Source organism: Sulfitobacter sp. W074 (assembly GCF_025142275.1).
Classification (GTDB): domain Bacteria; phylum Pseudomonadota; class Alphaproteobacteria; order Rhodobacterales; family Rhodobacteraceae; genus Sulfitobacter; species Sulfitobacter profundi.
The window spans coordinates 2,033,527-2,050,604 of sequence record NZ_CP081130.1 but is presented as its reverse complement, the minus strand read 5'-3'; the positions used below and the strand labels follow the sequence as shown (position 1 = coordinate 2,050,604).

Sequence of the window (17,078 nt, the reverse complement as noted above, 5' to 3'; positions counted from 1 at the left end):
CGTTGCCAAGCAAGCGTCTTCGCCGGCGCGGCAGTGTTTCCCCCTGAGGTGTCCTAATCCGCAGGCTCCGGCGCGGCATTTGCCGGCCGTCGAACCGCGGTTCCGGGGCGGTGCGCAGCGTCTGGGGATGCGCGCCGCCTCAACCAATTCGCGTGGCGGGGTTAGTGTATGGCCCTCTGCTGCTGATGGGGCGCGGTGCCGCGTGAAGCCCCAACCCGCCATTCGATCATCGTCTGATCGGCACGGGTACTACCTCCCTGTTGAACTCGGGCGCGTGGCAAAAGAAGGCTGCGCGCCCCTTTTTACGGAGTGCATAGGATGACTGAACGCGGACAAATAGCGGTAGCTCAAGTGATGCAAGAAATGAAGCTCACCGCACCGGCTTCTCAGTTTGGCAGTGTCTGCCCTCCCGAGGAGGTGATCCAGACTGTCTTTTTGTCTCCCGGTCAGCTGATCGTCGATGGGCGCTATCAACGAATGATCTCTGACAATGGTCGGAGCAAAATTCGCAAACTGATCCGTGAGTTTGACTGGGTGAAGTTCGGAGCGCTGATCGTTGCCGAGATGGACGTCGGAAATTACGCGGTGATCGATGGGCAACATCGGGCAATTGCAGCCTCGGCGCTTGGCATCACCTCAGTCCCCTGTATCGCTGTGCGGGCCAATGTTGTCGGGCAGGCGGTTGCCTTCGTGGGCATCAATTCGACGCGGAGCTCCGTTGCTTCGATCGACAAATTTCACGCCCGGGTTACCGCCGGCGACACGGAAGCCGTTGCTGTAGACAGCATTTTAAATGATCTGGGTATCAGCACCAACGTGGCGGCCGGCTCCGCGCTTGCACCGCATCAAACGCGGGCTGTGTCGAAGCTAGAGCGCATCGTTAAAAAACATGGGCGTGGGATCGCCTTTACCGTGCTGGAGATGCTGCGAGACGCTCAGCCGGATCAGAAGAACCTTCTGACGGCGTTTGCGATTGAGGTCACCTCGATCATTGTGGCGCGGGTGGTCGAAAAGGGCGGTGACCTGGATCGACTTCACGAAGTGCTGGCCGAAACTGATTTCGAGACCTTGAAGGATAGCGCTTCCCAGATGGTTAAGCTGACCGGCGGTCAGACCGCCCAACGGGGTGCAGAGTTGATGCTGCGCGACTTCAACAAGGGTTTGAGGAAACCTCTGTGAGCAGAGTGCAACATATCGGGCCCTGCACGCTGTATCTGGGTGATGCGCTGGAAATTCTTCCGTCCTTGCGTGGTCAAGCTGATCTCGTGGTCACTGATCCTCCATACAAACTTACATCTGGCGGCAACACACCGGGTGCGATGGGCGGCAAGATGGCGTCTGAGGTCTATGACAACACAGGCCTGTTGATGGATGTCGTGAAGTGGCAGGAAATCGGGGGTCCGATCTACCGCGCTCTTGGGCCCAATGGTGACGCCTACGTCATGTGCGAGGATAAAAACCTGTTCTCAGCCCACGGCGGCTTTCTAGGGGCGGGCTTCAAGTTTCACAGCCTGTTGACCTGGGACAAGATCAGCCCATCGCGGACGCGTTACTACATGAAAGACAGCGAGTTCACGCTCTACCTATGGAAGGGGGCGGCACGCGACATCACCAATGGAGGTGACAAGCGCATCACGCGCATGGCGCGGCCAAAACACTCCGTTCATCCGACGCAGAAGCCGGTCGAGTTGATGGCGCAGTACATTGCGAACTCCAGCAGCCCGGGCGATCTCGTCCTTGATCCGTTCATGGGATCCGGAACCACGCTTGTCGCGGCTGTAACGCTGGGTCGCTTCGCGATCGGAATCGAGAAAAACCCCGAGCATTTCGAAGCGGCCTGCGAGCGCGTCCAGGCAGCCGTGGCGGAGATTTCGTAATGGATGGGCGGCGGAAATACACCAACCTCAATGTGCGAGGTGAGGCCTATCCGACGCCGCAAGCTGTAGCTGCGGCATTCGGCGTCAGCGCACAGGCAGTCCGTGTTGCCGCTCGCAAAGGCACACTGCACCGCGTCGGTACGGGTAGGCCTGGCGTCGAACCAATGCCAGTGCTGATCCGCGGCCAGCGCTTTGAGAATTCAAGGCTGGCGGCGGCGCACCTCGGCGTCACCCATTCAGCCGTTCATACCGCCATGATGCGCGGTACGCTCGACACATTGGGCCTTCCTCAGCGCTACAATGGCGGTAACTCCAAATCCGTGACGTTGGCGGGGATGCGCTTTGCCTCAATGGTAGAGGCAGACCGGATACTGGGCTTCAAATGCGGCTACGTATCGCTCGCTCTGCGGCGGAAATCTCCTTCTGCCATGCAAGCCATCCTCGGCGCAGTAATGTGCGAGCAGAACCGGCGAGAGCAACAAGCGCGCAAAGCGTTAGAAAATCCGAATTTGAGGGAAGCCTGATGGATTTGAAAGTGGGGCGAGCAGCCTTCGAATTGGTCGATACCTCTGAGATCGATGAATATCCGCTGAGCCGAGAGGACCGACTGAACAGCCATTTTTTTATGGTGTGGGAGCGGCGACGTTGGTTGAACTCCGATATGCGCCTGAAGGCGCGGCCGGAGTGCCGGGCGCTCTATTTCGATCTCATCAATATCGCATATGACCAATCCCCGGTTGGCACGCTTCCAAACGATATGGAAGTCCTCTCGAAGCTGCTGATGGTCACTGAGGCTGATCTCCGGGGTCTCTGCCAATTGGAGTATGGGCCACTGCACAAGTGGCGCGTTTGTCGCTGTGGCGATGAGCTGCGGCTCATGCATCCAGTAGTGCTGGACAGCTTGATCGAGGCCGTATCCCGCAAAGAGGACAACCGGGCCAAGATGGAGGCCGCCAACACCGTTAAGCGTGTCCAGCGACTGCGCACCACTGTTGCTGGTCTGCAGGCTGATCTGGCGAAGAATGACGCTGCCGTGCGCTGGATGGATGAGTGGTTGGTTAAGCAGGATGTTGGATACCGGAATACGTCATGGGTCGAGCAGGCAATGCTCGCTTGGTCGGATCACATGCTGGATATCCGGCAGGGCATGCGGCGCGGGGTGAGATCGTGAGTGTCGTAAAGTGTCCGGTGGACACTCTTGGGACAGTTGCAGGACAGTTCGAGGACACTCTTTCGGGATTATCGTTTTGCACCAGACACTTAGTTAATCTGTCCCGAAGTGTCCTACACGACAGGGACATAGACAGAGACATAACACAGACAAAGACCATTGCGCGCCAAAGCAGCGGGAATGCCTGTGGATAACTTGCGAAGCTGAGAAAAGGGGAATGGGGCACATGGATCAGATCACAACCGTCGACGGCGCGCAGGAAGCTGTTGCGCCACAGGAAACCAATCGGGCCCGGGTGCGCAGGCTCTTCATCGCCCCTTTGGTCAAGGACGGGATGCGGTTCAAACATCACACCTCGGCCGAGGACCAACGCCGCAAGCTGGATCAGATGGCGGATGACCTTGGGTATCTCTCCGACGAATCCCTGCGGGTGCTGGCGGCTTGCATGCGCACCAAGGGCGAGGGCACCAACAAGATATTCTGGCCGAGCCGGATCAGCATTCTTGGGTTTGCCGAGGCGCGTGAGCGTATGCCGCTAGAGGATGTACCGGGGCTGCGATCTTGGTTCGTTTCGGCGGCTGGACGTCAGGCCGCTTCGGTGCCGGGCCGGTTGATCGCCGAGTATGTGTTCTGGAAAGGCCATAAGCGGCCACCGCTTGGGGATCGTGAGTGGGCAGGGGTTCACGAAAAGGCTGCGGATTATGCGCGTCGGGTCGAGCTGGTAGAGGATCGGATCGCGCGGAAAGTCTTGGTGACCAGCGAAGACCGAAACTGGTTGCGTCGGTTCCACGAGACGGAAGGCATGTTGCGCGGCTGGTTGCGGGATGCTGGGGGTGAGGCATGAGCGAGCTGCGCCCCTTGTCGCGTGATGTCCATGGCCGCGTTCGGCAGGACATCACCATTCAGCGCCTTCTTGAGTGGGCCTTTGCTGATGAATGCGCATCGATCGACTTTGAAGACGAAGGTACGTTGGCGCAGGGCTATGGCCAAGTGGGCAATGCCTATCGCATGGCGCAGCGCGGTTTGCTCGGCTGCAAGATCGACGGCGGGGGGCGGTCCTATCCTGATCATGACGCTGACATCGTCGCTTCTGCTGTTGCGGTATTGCCTGAGGGTTGCGGGGGGCGACGCATGGCTGTTCAGCTCGCTGAGTTGGCGCGTGCGCGATCAGTTCCCGAGGCCTATGTTGGCGCGGTGACGCGATGTGAGCCAGTCGGTTGGCGGGAAAATCAGCACGGCCGGCGGGCCGTGACCGAAACACTCGGGCAAGTGGCTGACTGTAGCGGGCGGAAGGTGAAACGGCATGACATTCGGGTATGCCCTGTCGTGTTTCGACCAGCGGCCGATCAGATCGCAGCGGCACGTCGGAACTATTTGCAGTGGTGGTCGGCTCTCTTGGAGCTTCGGGTTTGCCTGCAAATTCATAATGATATGTCACGCTGGAATGTGACGCACGAGTTGCCGCCGCGCTCACCTTGGAAAAAAGTTCTTGCTGAATAATTCTGCCCCCTCTAGACATTGAGCCAACACCACTACCGCGCCCGGCGAGGATCACCCTCTCCGGGCGCTTTGCATTCAAGGGGTGAGCCATGTTTCGTTTGGAGTTCATGGATCAGAACACCGTCCGCTTTCAGGATGGTGTCGCGCGGGTCGGTGATACGAAGAAAGCGCATGATGCTTTCCGCCGGGCAATCAATCACACTGGGTCGAAATCCAAGACCCAAGTTGTTCGAGCTCTCGCCAAGCAGATGGGCGTGAAGCAGGCGCTGGTGCGTAAGGGCCTCGCAGTGCGTCGCGCAAACTTTGATAAGCTCGAATACACGATCACCGCATCAGGGCAGGCAATGTCCTTGAAAGAATTTGGCGCCAAGCAGTTCGGATATGGCGTCCGGGCAAAGCCGTGGGGCCAATCTCGCCGGTTCGAAGGCGCGTTTATCTTTGCTGGTACCCCGGGAAGCGGGCAGCCTGTCGCAGGCGGGCACGTCTTCAAGCGTACGGACGGTAGCAACTCAACGCCCATCGAAAAGCTTTACGGACCCAGCGTTCCAAAAGAGATGATCAAGGATGCTTCCGCCGATGCGTTCACCAGAGTTGCAGATGACCTGCCGGGGCGGATCGAGCATGAGTTCCGGAGACTGACGGACGGGGTGGTCGGCTGACCGATGGGGGTGCTGGCGGAGGCCCCCCGGCCCCCCCCCCCATTCAGGGACCGTTCCAGCAATCTGGCTGTATACGGGGGCGCAGCAGCCCGGGGTTTCAGTCATTATAAACAACGCCCAAAGCCTAAACGATAGGTTGTTTAGGGTCGTATAGGATGGGTTAGGCGTAGCCTTTTGAGACAGGAGAGACGACGGCGCTGTCCGGTGCCAGGAAGGGCGTTATGAGCAGGCAGCTGAACACGACTGAATTGGCCAATGAGTTGAACCTTTCGAAAGGCCGGATCAGCCAGTTGGTAAGAGATGGGCGCTTGGACGGTTGCTTCAAAGGCGACGGGCGTGCGCGCCGCTTTGACCTGGTCTCAGCCGCAGAAAAGCTGGGCCAGCGCCTCGATCCCGCTCAGATGTTGGGCAACGGCGCGAAGACCCGGCGCAGCCTGGATGAGATCGAGGATACATCCGACGACGATGCCGGGAAGCCTCCCCGCGACGGCGAAGGCGCGACATTACTGTCAGCCAAGGACCCAAGCCGTTACGAGCTGGCGCGAACACAGGAGCTCGAGGAACGCGCCCGACGCGCCCGACGTCAGAACGAATCCGAAGAGGGCAACTGGGTGCTTGCCAGTGAGGTGCACTCGGAGACGGCTCGGCAAATACAAATGGAGATCGCCTCGATCGAAAGCTCTGTGCTGCGCGGTGGCGCGCGGCGGATCGCTGATGAGTTGGGCGTCGATTTCAAAGAGGCGCGCGCAATCTTGACGCAGGTTTGGCGGGAGTATCGCGGGCAACGCTCAGAACAGAAAACGGCTGAAGCTGACGCTGCGACGCTCTCCCCATCAGAGGATGAAGTGGACTTCTAATGGGTTTCTTGGCTCCGGCGCAGGCGGTGGTGGCGCGCGCGATCGCCCAAGCCATTGCGCCACCACCGCCGCCGGACATCACGCGCTGGTGCGAAGAGAATATCGTGTTCGATGCACGCTCGCCCATGCCGGGTCCGTTCGACATCTCTCGGTTCGCATTCTTGCGAGAGATCCACGAGGTACTTTCGCCAGAGCATCCCTGTCGGGAAGTCACGCTCAGAGGATCGGCCCAGTGGGGGAAAACGGTCTCGGTAATTCAGCCGACGATCGCGGAATGGCACGAATATACCCCGCTCGACTCGCTGATTGTTCATCCAACGGGGAGTGCGGCAAGCGAGTGGGTCAACAACAAGTGGATGCCGATGCGTCGGCAGGCGCCGGGGCTGATCAGGGTATTCGGGTCGGGTCGCGGGGAGAATCGGGACAATACGTTCAACCAAGAGACACTCGATCGAAACGGTTCAATCAAGGTGGCATCCGCAGGCTCGCCCGCAGACCTGACAGGGACAAGCCGACGCTTGGTCGTCATGGACGATGTCGCCAAATTCGAGCCATCCGAGAAGGGGGACCCTGAGAAACTGGCCGAAAGCCGAGCATCGGGTTACGAGGACGCAAAAATCCTGCGGGTCTCGACCGCAATGATCAAAGGCACGTGCCGGATCACGCTGGCTTATGAACGGTCTGATCAACGGCTCTACCACGTGCCATGTCCTCACTGCGGCTTTGAGCAGCCGCTGACTTGGGAGAACTTTCTAAAGAACCTCAAACCAGAGGCTCTTCACGCGGCTCACTTCACTTGTGAAAAGTGCGGTGATGCGATCCGGCACAAGGATAAAGAACGCATTGTTCGCCTCGGAAAATGGGTGCCGCAGAACGCCGCCGGAAGTCATCCCGGTTTTCATCTCTGGCGGGCCTATGCGCCGCAGCGAGACTGGGCTTCCATCGCCAGCGAATACGCGCAGGTGATGGGCTGGTCGCGTCTCGCGGCCTCCAGCAGTGGATCGGCGACAAAGGATGCGGAGGTCGCGCCTAAGAGTAAAGCGACAGCACCAACGGTTAGTTCTGCAATCGAGCAGGTGTTTTGGAACGACGTGCTGGGGTTGCCGTACGAGCAGGCAACCGATGCTCCGGACTGGGAGCAGCTTCGCGACCGGACTGAGAATGCAGACCCGGACGAGGTTTTAGAGCTCGGCGTGTTGCCGGCAACCGGATTTATCTTTGCGGCTGGCGTGGACTGCCAAGATGATCGGATGGAAGCTCAGCTGGTCGCGTTTGGTCCCAACCGACGCCGTTGGGTGATCGATTACAAAGTGATCCCACATCACATCAGTGATGAAACGGGCAGGGCGCACCTCAATGCCCTGTTGAAACAGAAGTGGCGGACTGAACTGGGATTGCCGGTTCAGCTCGATATCTTAGCGATTGATGGCGGCGCCTATACCGACGACGTCTGGAGCTGGGCTAAGACCCATCCATGGAGCCGCGTAATCATTGTGAAAGGGGCCTCGACGCAGAACGGCCCGCTGATGATGCCGCAGCGTTTTGAGCGCCGGAAGGACGGGAAGGCCAAAAGAGCGCAGAAACGTGCCTTCAACCTCAATGTGTCTTCCATGAAGGCGGGACTTTACGGGCATTTGGATAAGGAGTTGCCGACCGAACGCGGCTTCACGCAGTTCGCCAGAAACCTTGGCGACGAATACTACAGAATGTTGACTGCAGAGACGCGCGTGGTGCGGCGCAATAAAGTGGGCGTGATGACCAGCGCTTGGTTGCTGGTCGAGCCAACACGTCGGAACGAAGCCTTGGACACGATGAACTATGCCGAGGCTGCAGCGCTCCGGAAGGGGTGGGCATCAATGACTGATGATCAATGGGATGCCTTAGCCGCTGAACGCGGTGTCGCGCCTGAAGCCCCCCAGGGTGATCTTTTCGATGCTGAAATACCCGTCGTGAAGGCGACACAAACTGAGGCGACACCGCCGAAAGAGAATGAGCCAATGACACCCCGCGTCAAATCTTCATGGAAAGCCTACCGATGATGAAACTCCTCGATCATCGCGGCGTGCCGATGCCCTCGCGGGAGGTTGCGCCGCAAGCCCGCTATATGGGGCACGATCGCAGTGGCATCCTCTCCATGCGTCGCGCCGTCACGCGCGACGTCAAGGTCGACGTTCGCGAGGCCGCGTCCCGGGCTTTCGCTCTCGCCTTTGACTTCATGCAGAACAGCGGGCGGATCGCTGGTGCGACGGATCAGATTATCGCTGACATGATCGGCCCTGAGCTCAAGCTCAACTGCCAGCCCGACCTTGCGTCGCTGGGATATGACGATCAAGAGAAAGCGGCGTGGTGCCGGATGGTCGAACGGGAATGGCGGCGCTGGTCCTGGAACCCTTGGGAATGTGATCTCGAAGGCAAAGCCAGCGTTCAGGAAATGCTCGACGGTGCGGTCCGCTACTATCTGGCTGGCGGCGAGGCGCTCGCAACAATCGATTTTCTGGGACGCGGGGATCGGCGGCGCTACGGATTGGAGACGGGCACAAAGGTCCGGCTTGTTTCGCCTCACCGCCTGACACGCTATTCGAGCCCGATGGAAGGGTGGGATCAGGGGATCTATCACGATGAATTAGGTCGACCGATGTCGTATCGGTTCCGGCGGTCCGAAGGCGGATTGGAGCGTGACATCGACGTGTTGGCCCGCGCGGGGTCGGTGGCGCAGGTCATCCACGTGATGGATCGGGGCGCGACGCCGAACAGCCCGCGCGGCATCACGCCCATGGCACCCGCGTTCAAGGTCATCGCTCAGTCAGATCAATTCGCCGACGCCACGCTGACGACGGCGCTGTTGCAGACCGCTTTTGCAGCGACGATTAAAAGCCCCGAGCCTTCGGAAACGGCGTTCGAAGCTTTGCAGCAGCTGAATGATATGGACGGGTTCCAAGGCAATAAAGACTTGGCGACGGACCTCATGTCCGTCTGGGAGCATCGACTTGATGCATTGAAGACGAAAAGCCTGTCGATCGGTGGCGACACCAGTCAGGTGAACCACCTTGGGCCCGGCGAAGAATTGGAGTTGCACAGTAGCGCGACACCAGGGCCCCAATACCAACCGTTCCAGATGGGCCTGATGCAAGAAGTTGCCCGGTGTTTGGGTGTCACGCTCGAAAGCCTGACCATGGACCATTCGCGCGCAAACTATTCAAGTGTGCGCATGGCTGTGGCCACTATCTGGCCAACAATCGCCCGGCGTCGCGAGCGGATTCCGTCAGTTATGGCGCAGGGCATCTATGAAGCTTGGCTTGATGAGGCCATCGGCACCGGCCGCATTCCGCTGAAAGGTGGCTACCAGGCCTTCGCTGCAAACCGCGAGAAAGTGGTCGATGCGGAATGGCGCGGCCCGGCAAAACCGAGTGCAGACCCGTATAAGGACGCGATCGCCCGCAAGGTGCAGCTCGAAACCGGGCAGACCACGCTGAAGCAGATTGCGTCTGAAGAAGGACGCGATTGGGAAGAAGACCTCGATCAGATCACGCGTGAGGTTGAGCGTTTCCGCGAAGCTGGGGTGACGCCGCCACATGGGCGCATGTCCGGAGGCGAGGGAGCTGGACCCCTTGGCGGCGCAGCAGATGGAATGAGGGAACCTGCCGATGGCTGAAGACCCCTGCGTAGAAGCCGCTCAGCTTAAAGCGATCCGTCGTGATTTGATCACCGGAGAGAAGGCCGCAACCGTCAGGTTCGGCGAGGATGAGGTTCGTCTCACAAAGGCGGACTTGCCGCGCCTCGACGGGCTGATTGCGGAGGCGGAGAAGCTTTGCGCGATTGCGGAAGGCAAGACCCCGAAACGCAAACGCTACGCCATGGGCGTTCGTTTTCGGCCCCACTGAGGAAGCAAACATGAATGCATTTGACGCCGCCCTCGGGACACCGTGGGCGATCCAGCCTGATGCGCTGGAACAAATCCTGACAATTGCGGCCCGGGATCACGAAGTTACGCCGGAAGCCTTGGAGGCCTACCGCGCCGAAGCTGTCGGCCGCTCTGCCACACTTGAGCAACGCGGGCCGGTGGCGATCCTCAACGTACAGGGGCCGCTCTTTCGCCGGGCGAACATGTTTACAGAGTTCAGCGGGGCCACGTCCTACGACATTCTGCGCCGCGACTTGCAAGTGGCGCTCGACAATCGCGATATTCGGTCGATCCTGCTGAACATCGACAGTCCCGGCGGGGCTGTCAACGGGTGCGGCGAGCTCGCCAAGGCGATCTACGCCGCTGAAAAACCGGTGGTGGCTTACGTGGGCGGCATGGGCGCATCAGCCGCCTATTGGTTGGCCACGGCTGCCCGGCAAGTTGTGATCGATGATAGCGCTGAGGTCGGATCAATTGGGGTCATTCTTGGGATGACGGATACCAGCGAGCAGGATCGTGCCCGTGGTGTCCGCGACATTGAGTTTGTCTCTTCGCAGTCACCGATGAAGAACCCTGATCCGGATGCACCGGCCGGGGCCGCTTCCTACCAGAAGCGTGCGGATGATCTCGCAGCGGTGTTCCTGGACGCGGTTGCAAAGCATCGTGGCGTTACTGCTGAGGATGTCGCGGCCGAGTTTGGGCAGGGCGGCGTCCTCGTCGGCGCAGAGGCTGTGGCGATCGGCATGGCCGACCGGGTCGACACCTTCGAAGGAACGCTGGCGCGCCTTGCCACTGAGACAGATTTCCCGCGGGCCCCCGCGGTGAAGGATCGCCGCCGCACTGCGGCGCATGATGAGCTGGCGGCACCATCCGCCGCCCAAAAAGGTCAGCATAAGGAGAATCCTATGACCAATGCATCGACGGCGGATGACAAGTCCGCACTCACCCAAGCCGACATCGATAAAGCCGCCTCCCAGGCGGCTAAAGATGCGGTTGCTGCGGATCGCAAGCGGCGCGCCGACATCATGGGTCTGCCGGAGGCAAAGGGCCGCGAGAGCTTGGCGCAGCACTTCGCCGAAAACACCGACGATGATCTGGAGAAGGTAAAGGCCGCGCTCGCCGCCGCGCCACAGGCCGTCGAACAGCAGCCCGCTGGCGATGACAAACCAGACACCGATCCGGAAGCCTATGAGCGTCAGCGAAACCTCGCTGGCCAAGGCTTGGGCGGCCAGCCGAAGCCGAGCGGTAAAACCGATCCGTCGGTTCTCAAGTCTGCCACTAAACGCAACCTGTCGCGCCGCGGGCGCAACTGATCGAGAGGTAAGGGACAATGCCCACACTTAATGAAGACATCCATAATCGCCCGGGACAGTACCTCGTATCCGAAGCCTCGGGCATGCGTGCGCGCGAGCAGGGCGTTATCGCGTCGGGTTCCGGCGTGCTAAAGGCGGGGGCTGTGCTGGGCATGGTCACCGCTTCGAGCAAGCTGGTGCCCTACGACCCCGCCGGCGTTGATGGCAGCGAAACAGCTGTCGGCATTCTGTTCGAGGGCTGTGATGCCACGAGCGCAGATGTGCGACGGACCTACACGGTCCGCGATGCTGAGGTTCATGCCGAAATGCTGACCTTCGCAAACGGCACGACCGACAACGAGAAATCCACCGCCATGACCGCACTCGCGGCTCGCGGCATCATTGGCCGATAAGGAGGGCGTGACCCATGGCACTTGTACTAGATGTCTTTGACCAGAATGGTTGGGGCGTAGTCGAATACGACGAAAACATCGTGGACAATACCGAGTTCAAGCCGCAGTTGCTCGGCTCACTCAATCTGTTCGATCCAATTTACTCGCGTTCTTCGGCCATTGCCGTCGCGCAGAAGAATGGGACTTTGGCGCTCATTCCGACGTCAGAGCTCGGCGCGCCTCTTGAAGAGCTCGTCCCTGAAGGTGCAGACGTCCGTCTCTTCAAGGCACCACGTCTGGCCAAAGGGTCGACGATCTACTCCACTGAGCTTGCCGGTATCCTTGCGCTACCATTTGAGGAGCAGACGGTCGAAGTTGCTGATGAACTGGCAGATCGCACAACAGCAATCATGGACGATCTGGAGCTGACCTGGGAGCATCATCGCCTCGGTGCGATCCAGGGCATCGTTTATGATGCGGACGGCGCCACTCCGATCATCAACTGGTACACCGAGTGGGGTATCACGCCGCCGACTGAGGTGAACTTCGCGCTCGGGACTGCCACGACAGACGTCCGGAAAAAATGCCGGGATGTCGGTCGCGCCATGCAAAAGGCGTCGAAGGGTGCCTGGACGCCGTCGACCCGGATTGGCGCGCTCTGCGGTGATGCATTCTTCGACGCACTGGTCAATCACGACCAGATCAAGGAGACCAAACTGCACACTGACAGCGCTGTGTCGCTGGAAGGCATCGAGGGATACTCGGCGATCGAGATCGAGAACATCACCTTCATCAACTATCGTGGCACTGATGACGACACGAAGCTCGCAATCAATACGGACAAGGTGAAGTTCTTCCCGATCGGTGCGCGCGGCGTATTCCGAGTGGGCTTCGGCCCATGCCAGGAATCCAAACGCTACCTGAACCGACGGGCCCAAGAGTATTACTCGATGCTGCTGGCTGATCCTTCCGGCCGTGAAGCGTGGGATCGCGCGGAGATCTACAGCTATCCGCTGCATATCTGCACGAAGCCCGGCATGCTCATCCCCGGTCGTCGAGCCTGATCATGGGGACCGTAGTGAAACCGGGTTTCTATGACGGAGCTTTCAGGAAAGCGGGGCAGTACGCCTCCGACGACGCCATTGCAGCATCAATGGAGGCGAAAGGTCCGGGCCGTAGTGGGCTAATCCGCGAAGCCATCCAATCGCTTGGTCCCGATGGCTTCACCGCTGACGGAAAGCCTAAGACCGATGCAATCGAAGCCGAGATGCCCGAGGGCAGTGACCGCGTCACCGCCGCTGAGCGTGATGCGATCTGGGCGGCGGTGCAAGAAGAGGGCGCGACTTAAGCCTCGCTCCGCAATCCGCCCGTGCCTCCCGCGGGCGGTTTCTGAGGTCGGGGGCGTGTCCTCCCGCGTTCCCGACCATTATTGAGGATTAGCCATGGCCAATTTCCACAAGTATCGCGACCTTGCCGTGCGTGCAGTCGATGATCTGATGGGGGAAACTCTCCATGTCCTTCCGATAAACGCAGGCAAGATTGACCCCGCGCGGACGGCGCGCGACGTGATCTCGCCTCTGCGCGTGGGCGTCGAGGAAAACGATGGCGTAAGTGGGAAGAGCAAATCCTGGGGGGCGCGCATCGCGTCAGGGAAAGCGCGGGCGCACATATCCCGCGAGAAATATCCTGACCTCGTGCTGCGGCAGGGAGACCGTCTCCGAGCCGTCGAGCGGGCAGGGCGCCCATGGTTCGAAGTGGATTCCGTGGGTGATCGTGATCATTCGCGTTTGATCGTGGAGCTAGATGAAATATGAGCCTGTGTCGCTTTGCCCTTCGCCATGCTGCCGTTGAGGCGCTGCGTGGCCAGACCCTCGTTGGCGATAACGTGAAGAACAGCGACTTTCGGGCACTCGATATCGCCGCTGATGGCGCATTGCGGGATAATTCTGACAAGCCGTTCATCCTTATCTACACCGACGACGCGACGGTTGACGGCATGGGCCATCCAACGCTGTGGGAAAACGGCATCGTGGAGCTTGTCATAGAGAGCGGCATAGCGGCTGCGATGGGCTCCTTTAACGAAGAGACTGGCGAGACAACTTTCACTGGCTATGGCGTCCCGGCCACGGATACCGGCATGGAAGCTGCACTCGATATCATCGATCGACAGGTCGCGATGACCTTACACGGCGATGGAGAATGGGCATTGCTCTTTGCCCATTTGCACGATGGCATTACGAAAATTGAACGCAAGCGGGCGACGTTGTCGGATAGCGGCACGCGCTTGGCAGCACGGCAAATCCGGATGTGGGTAGACGCGAAAGCCGACCCGGTCTGGGGCGCGGAGTTGGCGCCTGCACATTACGCGAAGCGGTTTGAAACCGCAGTGGCTGGAACCGATGTTGAGGAAAATGTCGCAACCTTGCTTGGTCCGGCCGACGCGCCGATGAGCTATGAGCAAGTGCGCGCCCGCTACGGCCTTTCGGAAGATGCTGCGAGCGTCCTCGTACCGGCCGCGCTCTATCCAGGGGGCGCGCCGGTTTCCGAAATCAGGTGGCTGGTCGAATGACCTTCCCAAGCCGTCTGGGCGAACAAGTCGCCTATCTCGGTCGCGAGATCGCTGAACTGAAGCGCCGCGAACGGGGCCGAAGCAGAGAGGGCACTGTGACGGCCGCTGACCCCGCAGCAGGGCGCTACCGGGTTCAGTTTGCCGAAGGCTTTACAGGCCCGTGGATGCCAGTTGAGGCGCTCTCAAGCGGTGATCTGAAGATCCAAGGTGAGCCGGTCATCGGTCAGCGGGTGAAGGTGACGAGTGAGAGCGGAGACCTGACCGATGGCGTGATCGCGTTGTCGAGCTTCACTGCCGACAAAGAACGACCGAAAGCCGCGAACGGAGAGCTGATCATCACCAAGGGTGATCACCGGCTCGAATTGACTTCGGAAGGGTTCGCCTTAAACGGCCCTGTCCACATCTCTGGCCCCGTTACGATCGAGGGCAGCACGCTGCTACACAACGGCACCAACGTTGGGGCAGATCACAGACATAAAGACACGCAACCTGGCGCGGGCAAGACCGGTGCGCCGGAATGATGGAGAGGCACATGAAGACCAACACTTACACCGTTTCAAAGGCGTCGTTCATTCTAGGAGTGCACAAACCCGAGGGCGCGACCGTAGAGCTATCCCCGGCGCAGGCCGCCCCGTTCATTCGCGGTGAACAGGTTGCTGCGGTGAAGTCTGCCCAGAAGAAGGCGAAGGACTGATCCGATGACAGGGGTCAGCCGCGAAACCGGTCAACCTCTCGATGGATGGGACCACGTGCGCCAATCGATCGCCGTCATATTGACGACGCCCATCGGCTCACGCGTCATGAGGCGCGAGTTCGGGTCGCATCTGTACAAACTCATCGGCCGTCCGATGACCAAGGCAAATATCCTTACCGTCTACGCCGCGACTGCCTTGGCGATCTCCCGCTGGGAGCCGCGCTTCACTCTCACCGGATGCGAATTGATCCAAGGCAAGTCCAACGGTGTGCTCAGCATCGCGATCTACGGCATCTACAACGGAACGGCCGTCAGCGACACGCTGCCGCTGGCTGCCTGACAAACGACCTCAACCAATAAGTGAAACAAAGAAACGCGGACAGCCCGCGAAAGGAGAACGCATGGCCGAGCCATTTTCCGGCGTCCGGGTGATCCAGGACGCAAACGAACCCGTTATCCCACAACCAACCGGCACGTCGACCATCGGCATGATTCAGGCAGTCACGCCAGCGGACCTGCCAAGCGGTATCGCAGTGAACACGCCTATTGCGGTGCGCAACCCGTCTGACGCGGCTGATCTGCCGGACGCCGTGAAACAAGAGCTGGATACTGTTTGGGACAACAGCGGCGGAACGGTCGTGCTGACGTTCGTGGATAGCGGCATTGACGCAGCCGAACTGACAGCAAATGCGATCGGAGACGCGACGACAAAGACCGGTGTTCATGCCTTCCGCAAGGCGACGTCTTTGGGTCTCCCAAAACCCAAGATTTTTCCCACGGCGGGCATTGCCTATGCCGGTGTCGGGGCAGCTGACGGAGTGATCGCCGAGCTTTTGACGGTGGTCGACGACTTGCGGGGATACGTATTCGCGGACGGCCCCGGCACGACCAACGCTGATGCAATCACTGCCGCCGCCCTTTTGAGCAATCGCCGCGCGACAGTCACCGACGACAAGATCCTCAAGAGTATTGGCGGGGTGCCAACCGCGAAATCTGCATCGACCTTGTTCGCCGCGATCCAATCAAACCTCGATCGCACGCAGAACGTTGCGTGGCCTGCTACGAATGTTCAGGCTCTGGGGTTGATCGGCGTTAACCGTCCCGTCGACTTTGCGACCGAAGTGACGGAGCTGAATGAAGCCGGCGTCTCAACGGTGATCAATCGTGGCGATGGGTTCAAAGTCTGGGGGCCCAAGACGACTGCGGCAAACGAGGCCGGGTCCATTTGGCAGTTCCTGAACGTGGTTCGCGTTGCTGACTATGTGAATGAGACACTGGAAGACGGCTTCTATGGCTTCATGGGGCGCCCCATGATCCGCGACACGCTCGATCTGATGACAATCGCAGGTCAACGGCTCTTGCGCCGCCTTGAGGGTGAGAACGTACTCTTGCCCGGTTCGCGCTTTGGCCTCGCTGCCAGTCAGACTGCCGAAGATGGCGTGCAGGGCATCGTGCGGTTTGGCCTGCAATATGAGCCGCCGGCACCGATCTACGACCTACGCATTCAGGCGTACCGCAACCCAATCGTGGCCTATGAGGCGCTGTTTGACAGCGTGTCTGGTCAGTTTGTCATCGCCGAAGCGGCATAAGGAGACACGACATGGCTAATTCCCCCGCCTTCGTTTTGAAGAATGTTACCGTCAACATGGCTGGCGTTAACCAGATCGGCCAGATGGCTCAACTTACGTTGCCAGCACCAGAGGCTTCCACCGAAGAGTTTCGTAATGCCGGGATGGTCAAGCCGCGCGTGGTTCGCATGGGCTATGAGACGCAGAGCTTCTCTGTGGAGCTGTCCAGCTTTGATCCCGCCATCCTCGAGCTCATGGGTAATGGCCCTCACGATCTGATCGCGCGCGGCTACGCCGAAAGCGAAGACGGTACGCAACACAGCTACCGTTGCCTGATGGTGGCCGAAGCAACGTCTGTCAGTCCCGGGGATCACGCCCCTGCGTCTAAAGCCTCCCTCACGACCGAGTTCACCGTTCATGAGCAAACACTGATCTGCGAGACCGACGGCCAGGACCGCGAGGTCTGGCATATCACCGACACTGAAGTTCGGATCGGCGGCAAGGTGCAGAACCCAGGCATGGCACGCGCGCTCGGCTTGGTCTGATCACTAGGGGGGCGGCTTCGAGCCGTCCCCCTAGTCAATGTGTTGTCCGATAA

22 protein-coding genes are annotated in these 17,078 nt (G+C 59.8%); all 22 read left to right on the top strand.

The features are described 5' to 3' along the window. Positions 1-318 precede the first annotated feature (318 nt). A complete protein-coding gene (locus K3762_RS10145) occupies positions 319-1,179 on the top strand; it encodes a ParB N-terminal domain-containing protein (protein ID WP_260009325.1) in 861 nt (286 codons plus the stop codon). Further along, positions 1,176-1,877: a site-specific DNA-methyltransferase gene (locus K3762_RS10140; protein WP_260009323.1), complete on the top strand. Its 702-nt coding sequence runs from the start codon at positions 1,176-1,178 to the stop codon at positions 1,875-1,877. Before K3762_RS10145 ends, K3762_RS10140 begins: the two co-directional genes overlap by 4 nt. After that, a complete protein-coding gene (locus K3762_RS10135) occupies positions 1,877-2,401 on the top strand; it encodes a hypothetical protein (protein WP_260009321.1) in 525 nt (174 codons plus the stop codon). Before K3762_RS10140 ends, K3762_RS10135 begins: the two co-directional genes overlap by 1 nt. After that, on the top strand, positions 2,401-3,048 hold the full coding sequence (locus K3762_RS10130) for a hypothetical protein (protein ID WP_260009319.1): 648 nt from the start codon (positions 2,401-2,403) through the stop codon (positions 3,046-3,048). Before K3762_RS10135 ends, K3762_RS10130 begins: the two co-directional genes overlap by 1 nt. A gap of 226 nt (positions 3,049-3,274) precedes the next feature. After that, positions 3,275-3,892, top strand: coding sequence for a hypothetical protein (locus K3762_RS10125; protein WP_260009317.1), 618 nt, complete (start codon positions 3,275-3,277; stop codon positions 3,890-3,892). After that, positions 3,889-4,548, top strand: a complete 660-nt coding sequence (locus K3762_RS10120; RefSeq protein ID WP_260009315.1) for a hypothetical protein — start codon at positions 3,889-3,891, stop codon at positions 4,546-4,548. The genes K3762_RS10125 and K3762_RS10120 overlap by 4 nt, the downstream gene beginning before the upstream one ends. Before the next feature lie 89 nt (positions 4,549-4,637). Beyond that, positions 4,638-5,207 (top strand): phage tail protein, encoded by a 570-nt coding sequence (locus K3762_RS10115; RefSeq protein WP_260009313.1) that lies wholly within the window; start codon positions 4,638-4,640, stop codon positions 5,205-5,207. A 221-nt stretch (positions 5,208-5,428) separates the two neighbouring features. After that, the gene (locus tag K3762_RS10110; protein WP_260009311.1) at positions 5,429-6,064 is read left to right on the top strand and encodes a hypothetical protein; all 636 of its coding nucleotides are present in this window, start codon (positions 5,429-5,431) and stop codon (positions 6,062-6,064) included. Continuing rightward, a complete protein-coding gene (locus tag K3762_RS10105) occupies positions 6,064-8,103 on the top strand; it encodes a phage terminase large subunit family protein (protein WP_260009309.1) in 2,040 nt (679 codons plus the stop codon). Before K3762_RS10110 ends, K3762_RS10105 begins: the two co-directional genes overlap by 1 nt. Then, the gene (locus tag K3762_RS10100; RefSeq protein WP_260009307.1) at positions 8,103-9,716 is read left to right on the top strand and encodes a phage portal protein; all 1,614 of its coding nucleotides are present in this window, start codon (positions 8,103-8,105) and stop codon (positions 9,714-9,716) included. Before K3762_RS10105 ends, K3762_RS10100 begins: the two co-directional genes overlap by 1 nt. Next, the gene (locus K3762_RS10095; protein WP_260009305.1) at positions 9,709-9,945 is read left to right on the top strand and encodes a gpW family protein; all 237 of its coding nucleotides are present in this window, start codon (positions 9,709-9,711) and stop codon (positions 9,943-9,945) included. The genes K3762_RS10100 and K3762_RS10095 overlap by 8 nt, the downstream gene beginning before the upstream one ends. A gap of 10 nt (positions 9,946-9,955) precedes the next feature. Further along, positions 9,956-11,278: a S49 family peptidase gene (locus K3762_RS10090; RefSeq protein ID WP_260009303.1), complete on the top strand. Its 1,323-nt coding sequence runs from the start codon at positions 9,956-9,958 to the stop codon at positions 11,276-11,278. Positions 11,279-11,295: 17 nt separating this feature from the next. Further along, complete coding sequence (locus tag K3762_RS10085) at positions 11,296-11,670, top strand: head decoration protein (protein WP_260009300.1); 375 nt, start codon at positions 11,296-11,298, stop codon at positions 11,668-11,670. A gap of 14 nt (positions 11,671-11,684) precedes the next feature. Beyond that, positions 11,685-12,713 (top strand): major capsid protein, encoded by a 1,029-nt coding sequence (locus K3762_RS10080; RefSeq protein WP_260009298.1) that lies wholly within the window; start codon positions 11,685-11,687, stop codon positions 12,711-12,713. Between the two features lie 14 nt (positions 12,714-12,727). Next, positions 12,728-12,997, top strand: coding sequence for a hypothetical protein (locus K3762_RS10075; RefSeq protein WP_260009296.1), 270 nt, complete (start codon positions 12,728-12,730; stop codon positions 12,995-12,997). 94 nt (positions 12,998-13,091) lie between these two features. Further along, on the top strand, positions 13,092-13,463 hold the full coding sequence (locus K3762_RS10070) for a hypothetical protein (protein WP_260009294.1): 372 nt from the start codon (positions 13,092-13,094) through the stop codon (positions 13,461-13,463). After that, a complete protein-coding gene (locus K3762_RS10065; RefSeq protein ID WP_260009292.1) occupies positions 13,460-14,218 on the top strand; it encodes a hypothetical protein in 759 nt (252 codons plus the stop codon). Before K3762_RS10070 ends, K3762_RS10065 begins: the two co-directional genes overlap by 4 nt. Then, positions 14,215-14,739: a phage baseplate assembly protein V gene (locus tag K3762_RS10060; RefSeq protein WP_260009283.1), complete on the top strand. Its 525-nt coding sequence runs from the start codon at positions 14,215-14,217 to the stop codon at positions 14,737-14,739. Before K3762_RS10065 ends, K3762_RS10060 begins: the two co-directional genes overlap by 4 nt. Positions 14,740-14,750: 11 nt before the next feature. Next, entirely contained in the window at positions 14,751-14,912 is a 162-nt protein-coding gene (locus K3762_RS10055; RefSeq protein WP_260009281.1) for a hypothetical protein, read from the top strand. A gap of 4 nt (positions 14,913-14,916) precedes the next feature. Further along, positions 14,917-15,252: a GPW/gp25 family protein gene (locus K3762_RS10050; protein WP_260009273.1), complete on the top strand. Its 336-nt coding sequence runs from the start codon at positions 14,917-14,919 to the stop codon at positions 15,250-15,252. Positions 15,253-15,313: 61 nt separating this feature from the next. Next, positions 15,314-16,501 carry a phage tail sheath subtilisin-like domain-containing protein gene (locus tag K3762_RS10045; RefSeq protein WP_260009271.1) on the top strand — a complete coding sequence of 396 codons (1,188 nt, stop codon included), beginning with the start codon at positions 15,314-15,316 and terminating at the stop codon, positions 16,499-16,501. 11 nt (positions 16,502-16,512) lie between these two features. Next, the gene (locus K3762_RS10040) at positions 16,513-17,025 is read left to right on the top strand and encodes a phage major tail tube protein (RefSeq protein WP_260009269.1); all 513 of its coding nucleotides are present in this window, start codon (positions 16,513-16,515) and stop codon (positions 17,023-17,025) included. Positions 17,026-17,078 lie beyond the last annotated feature (53 nt).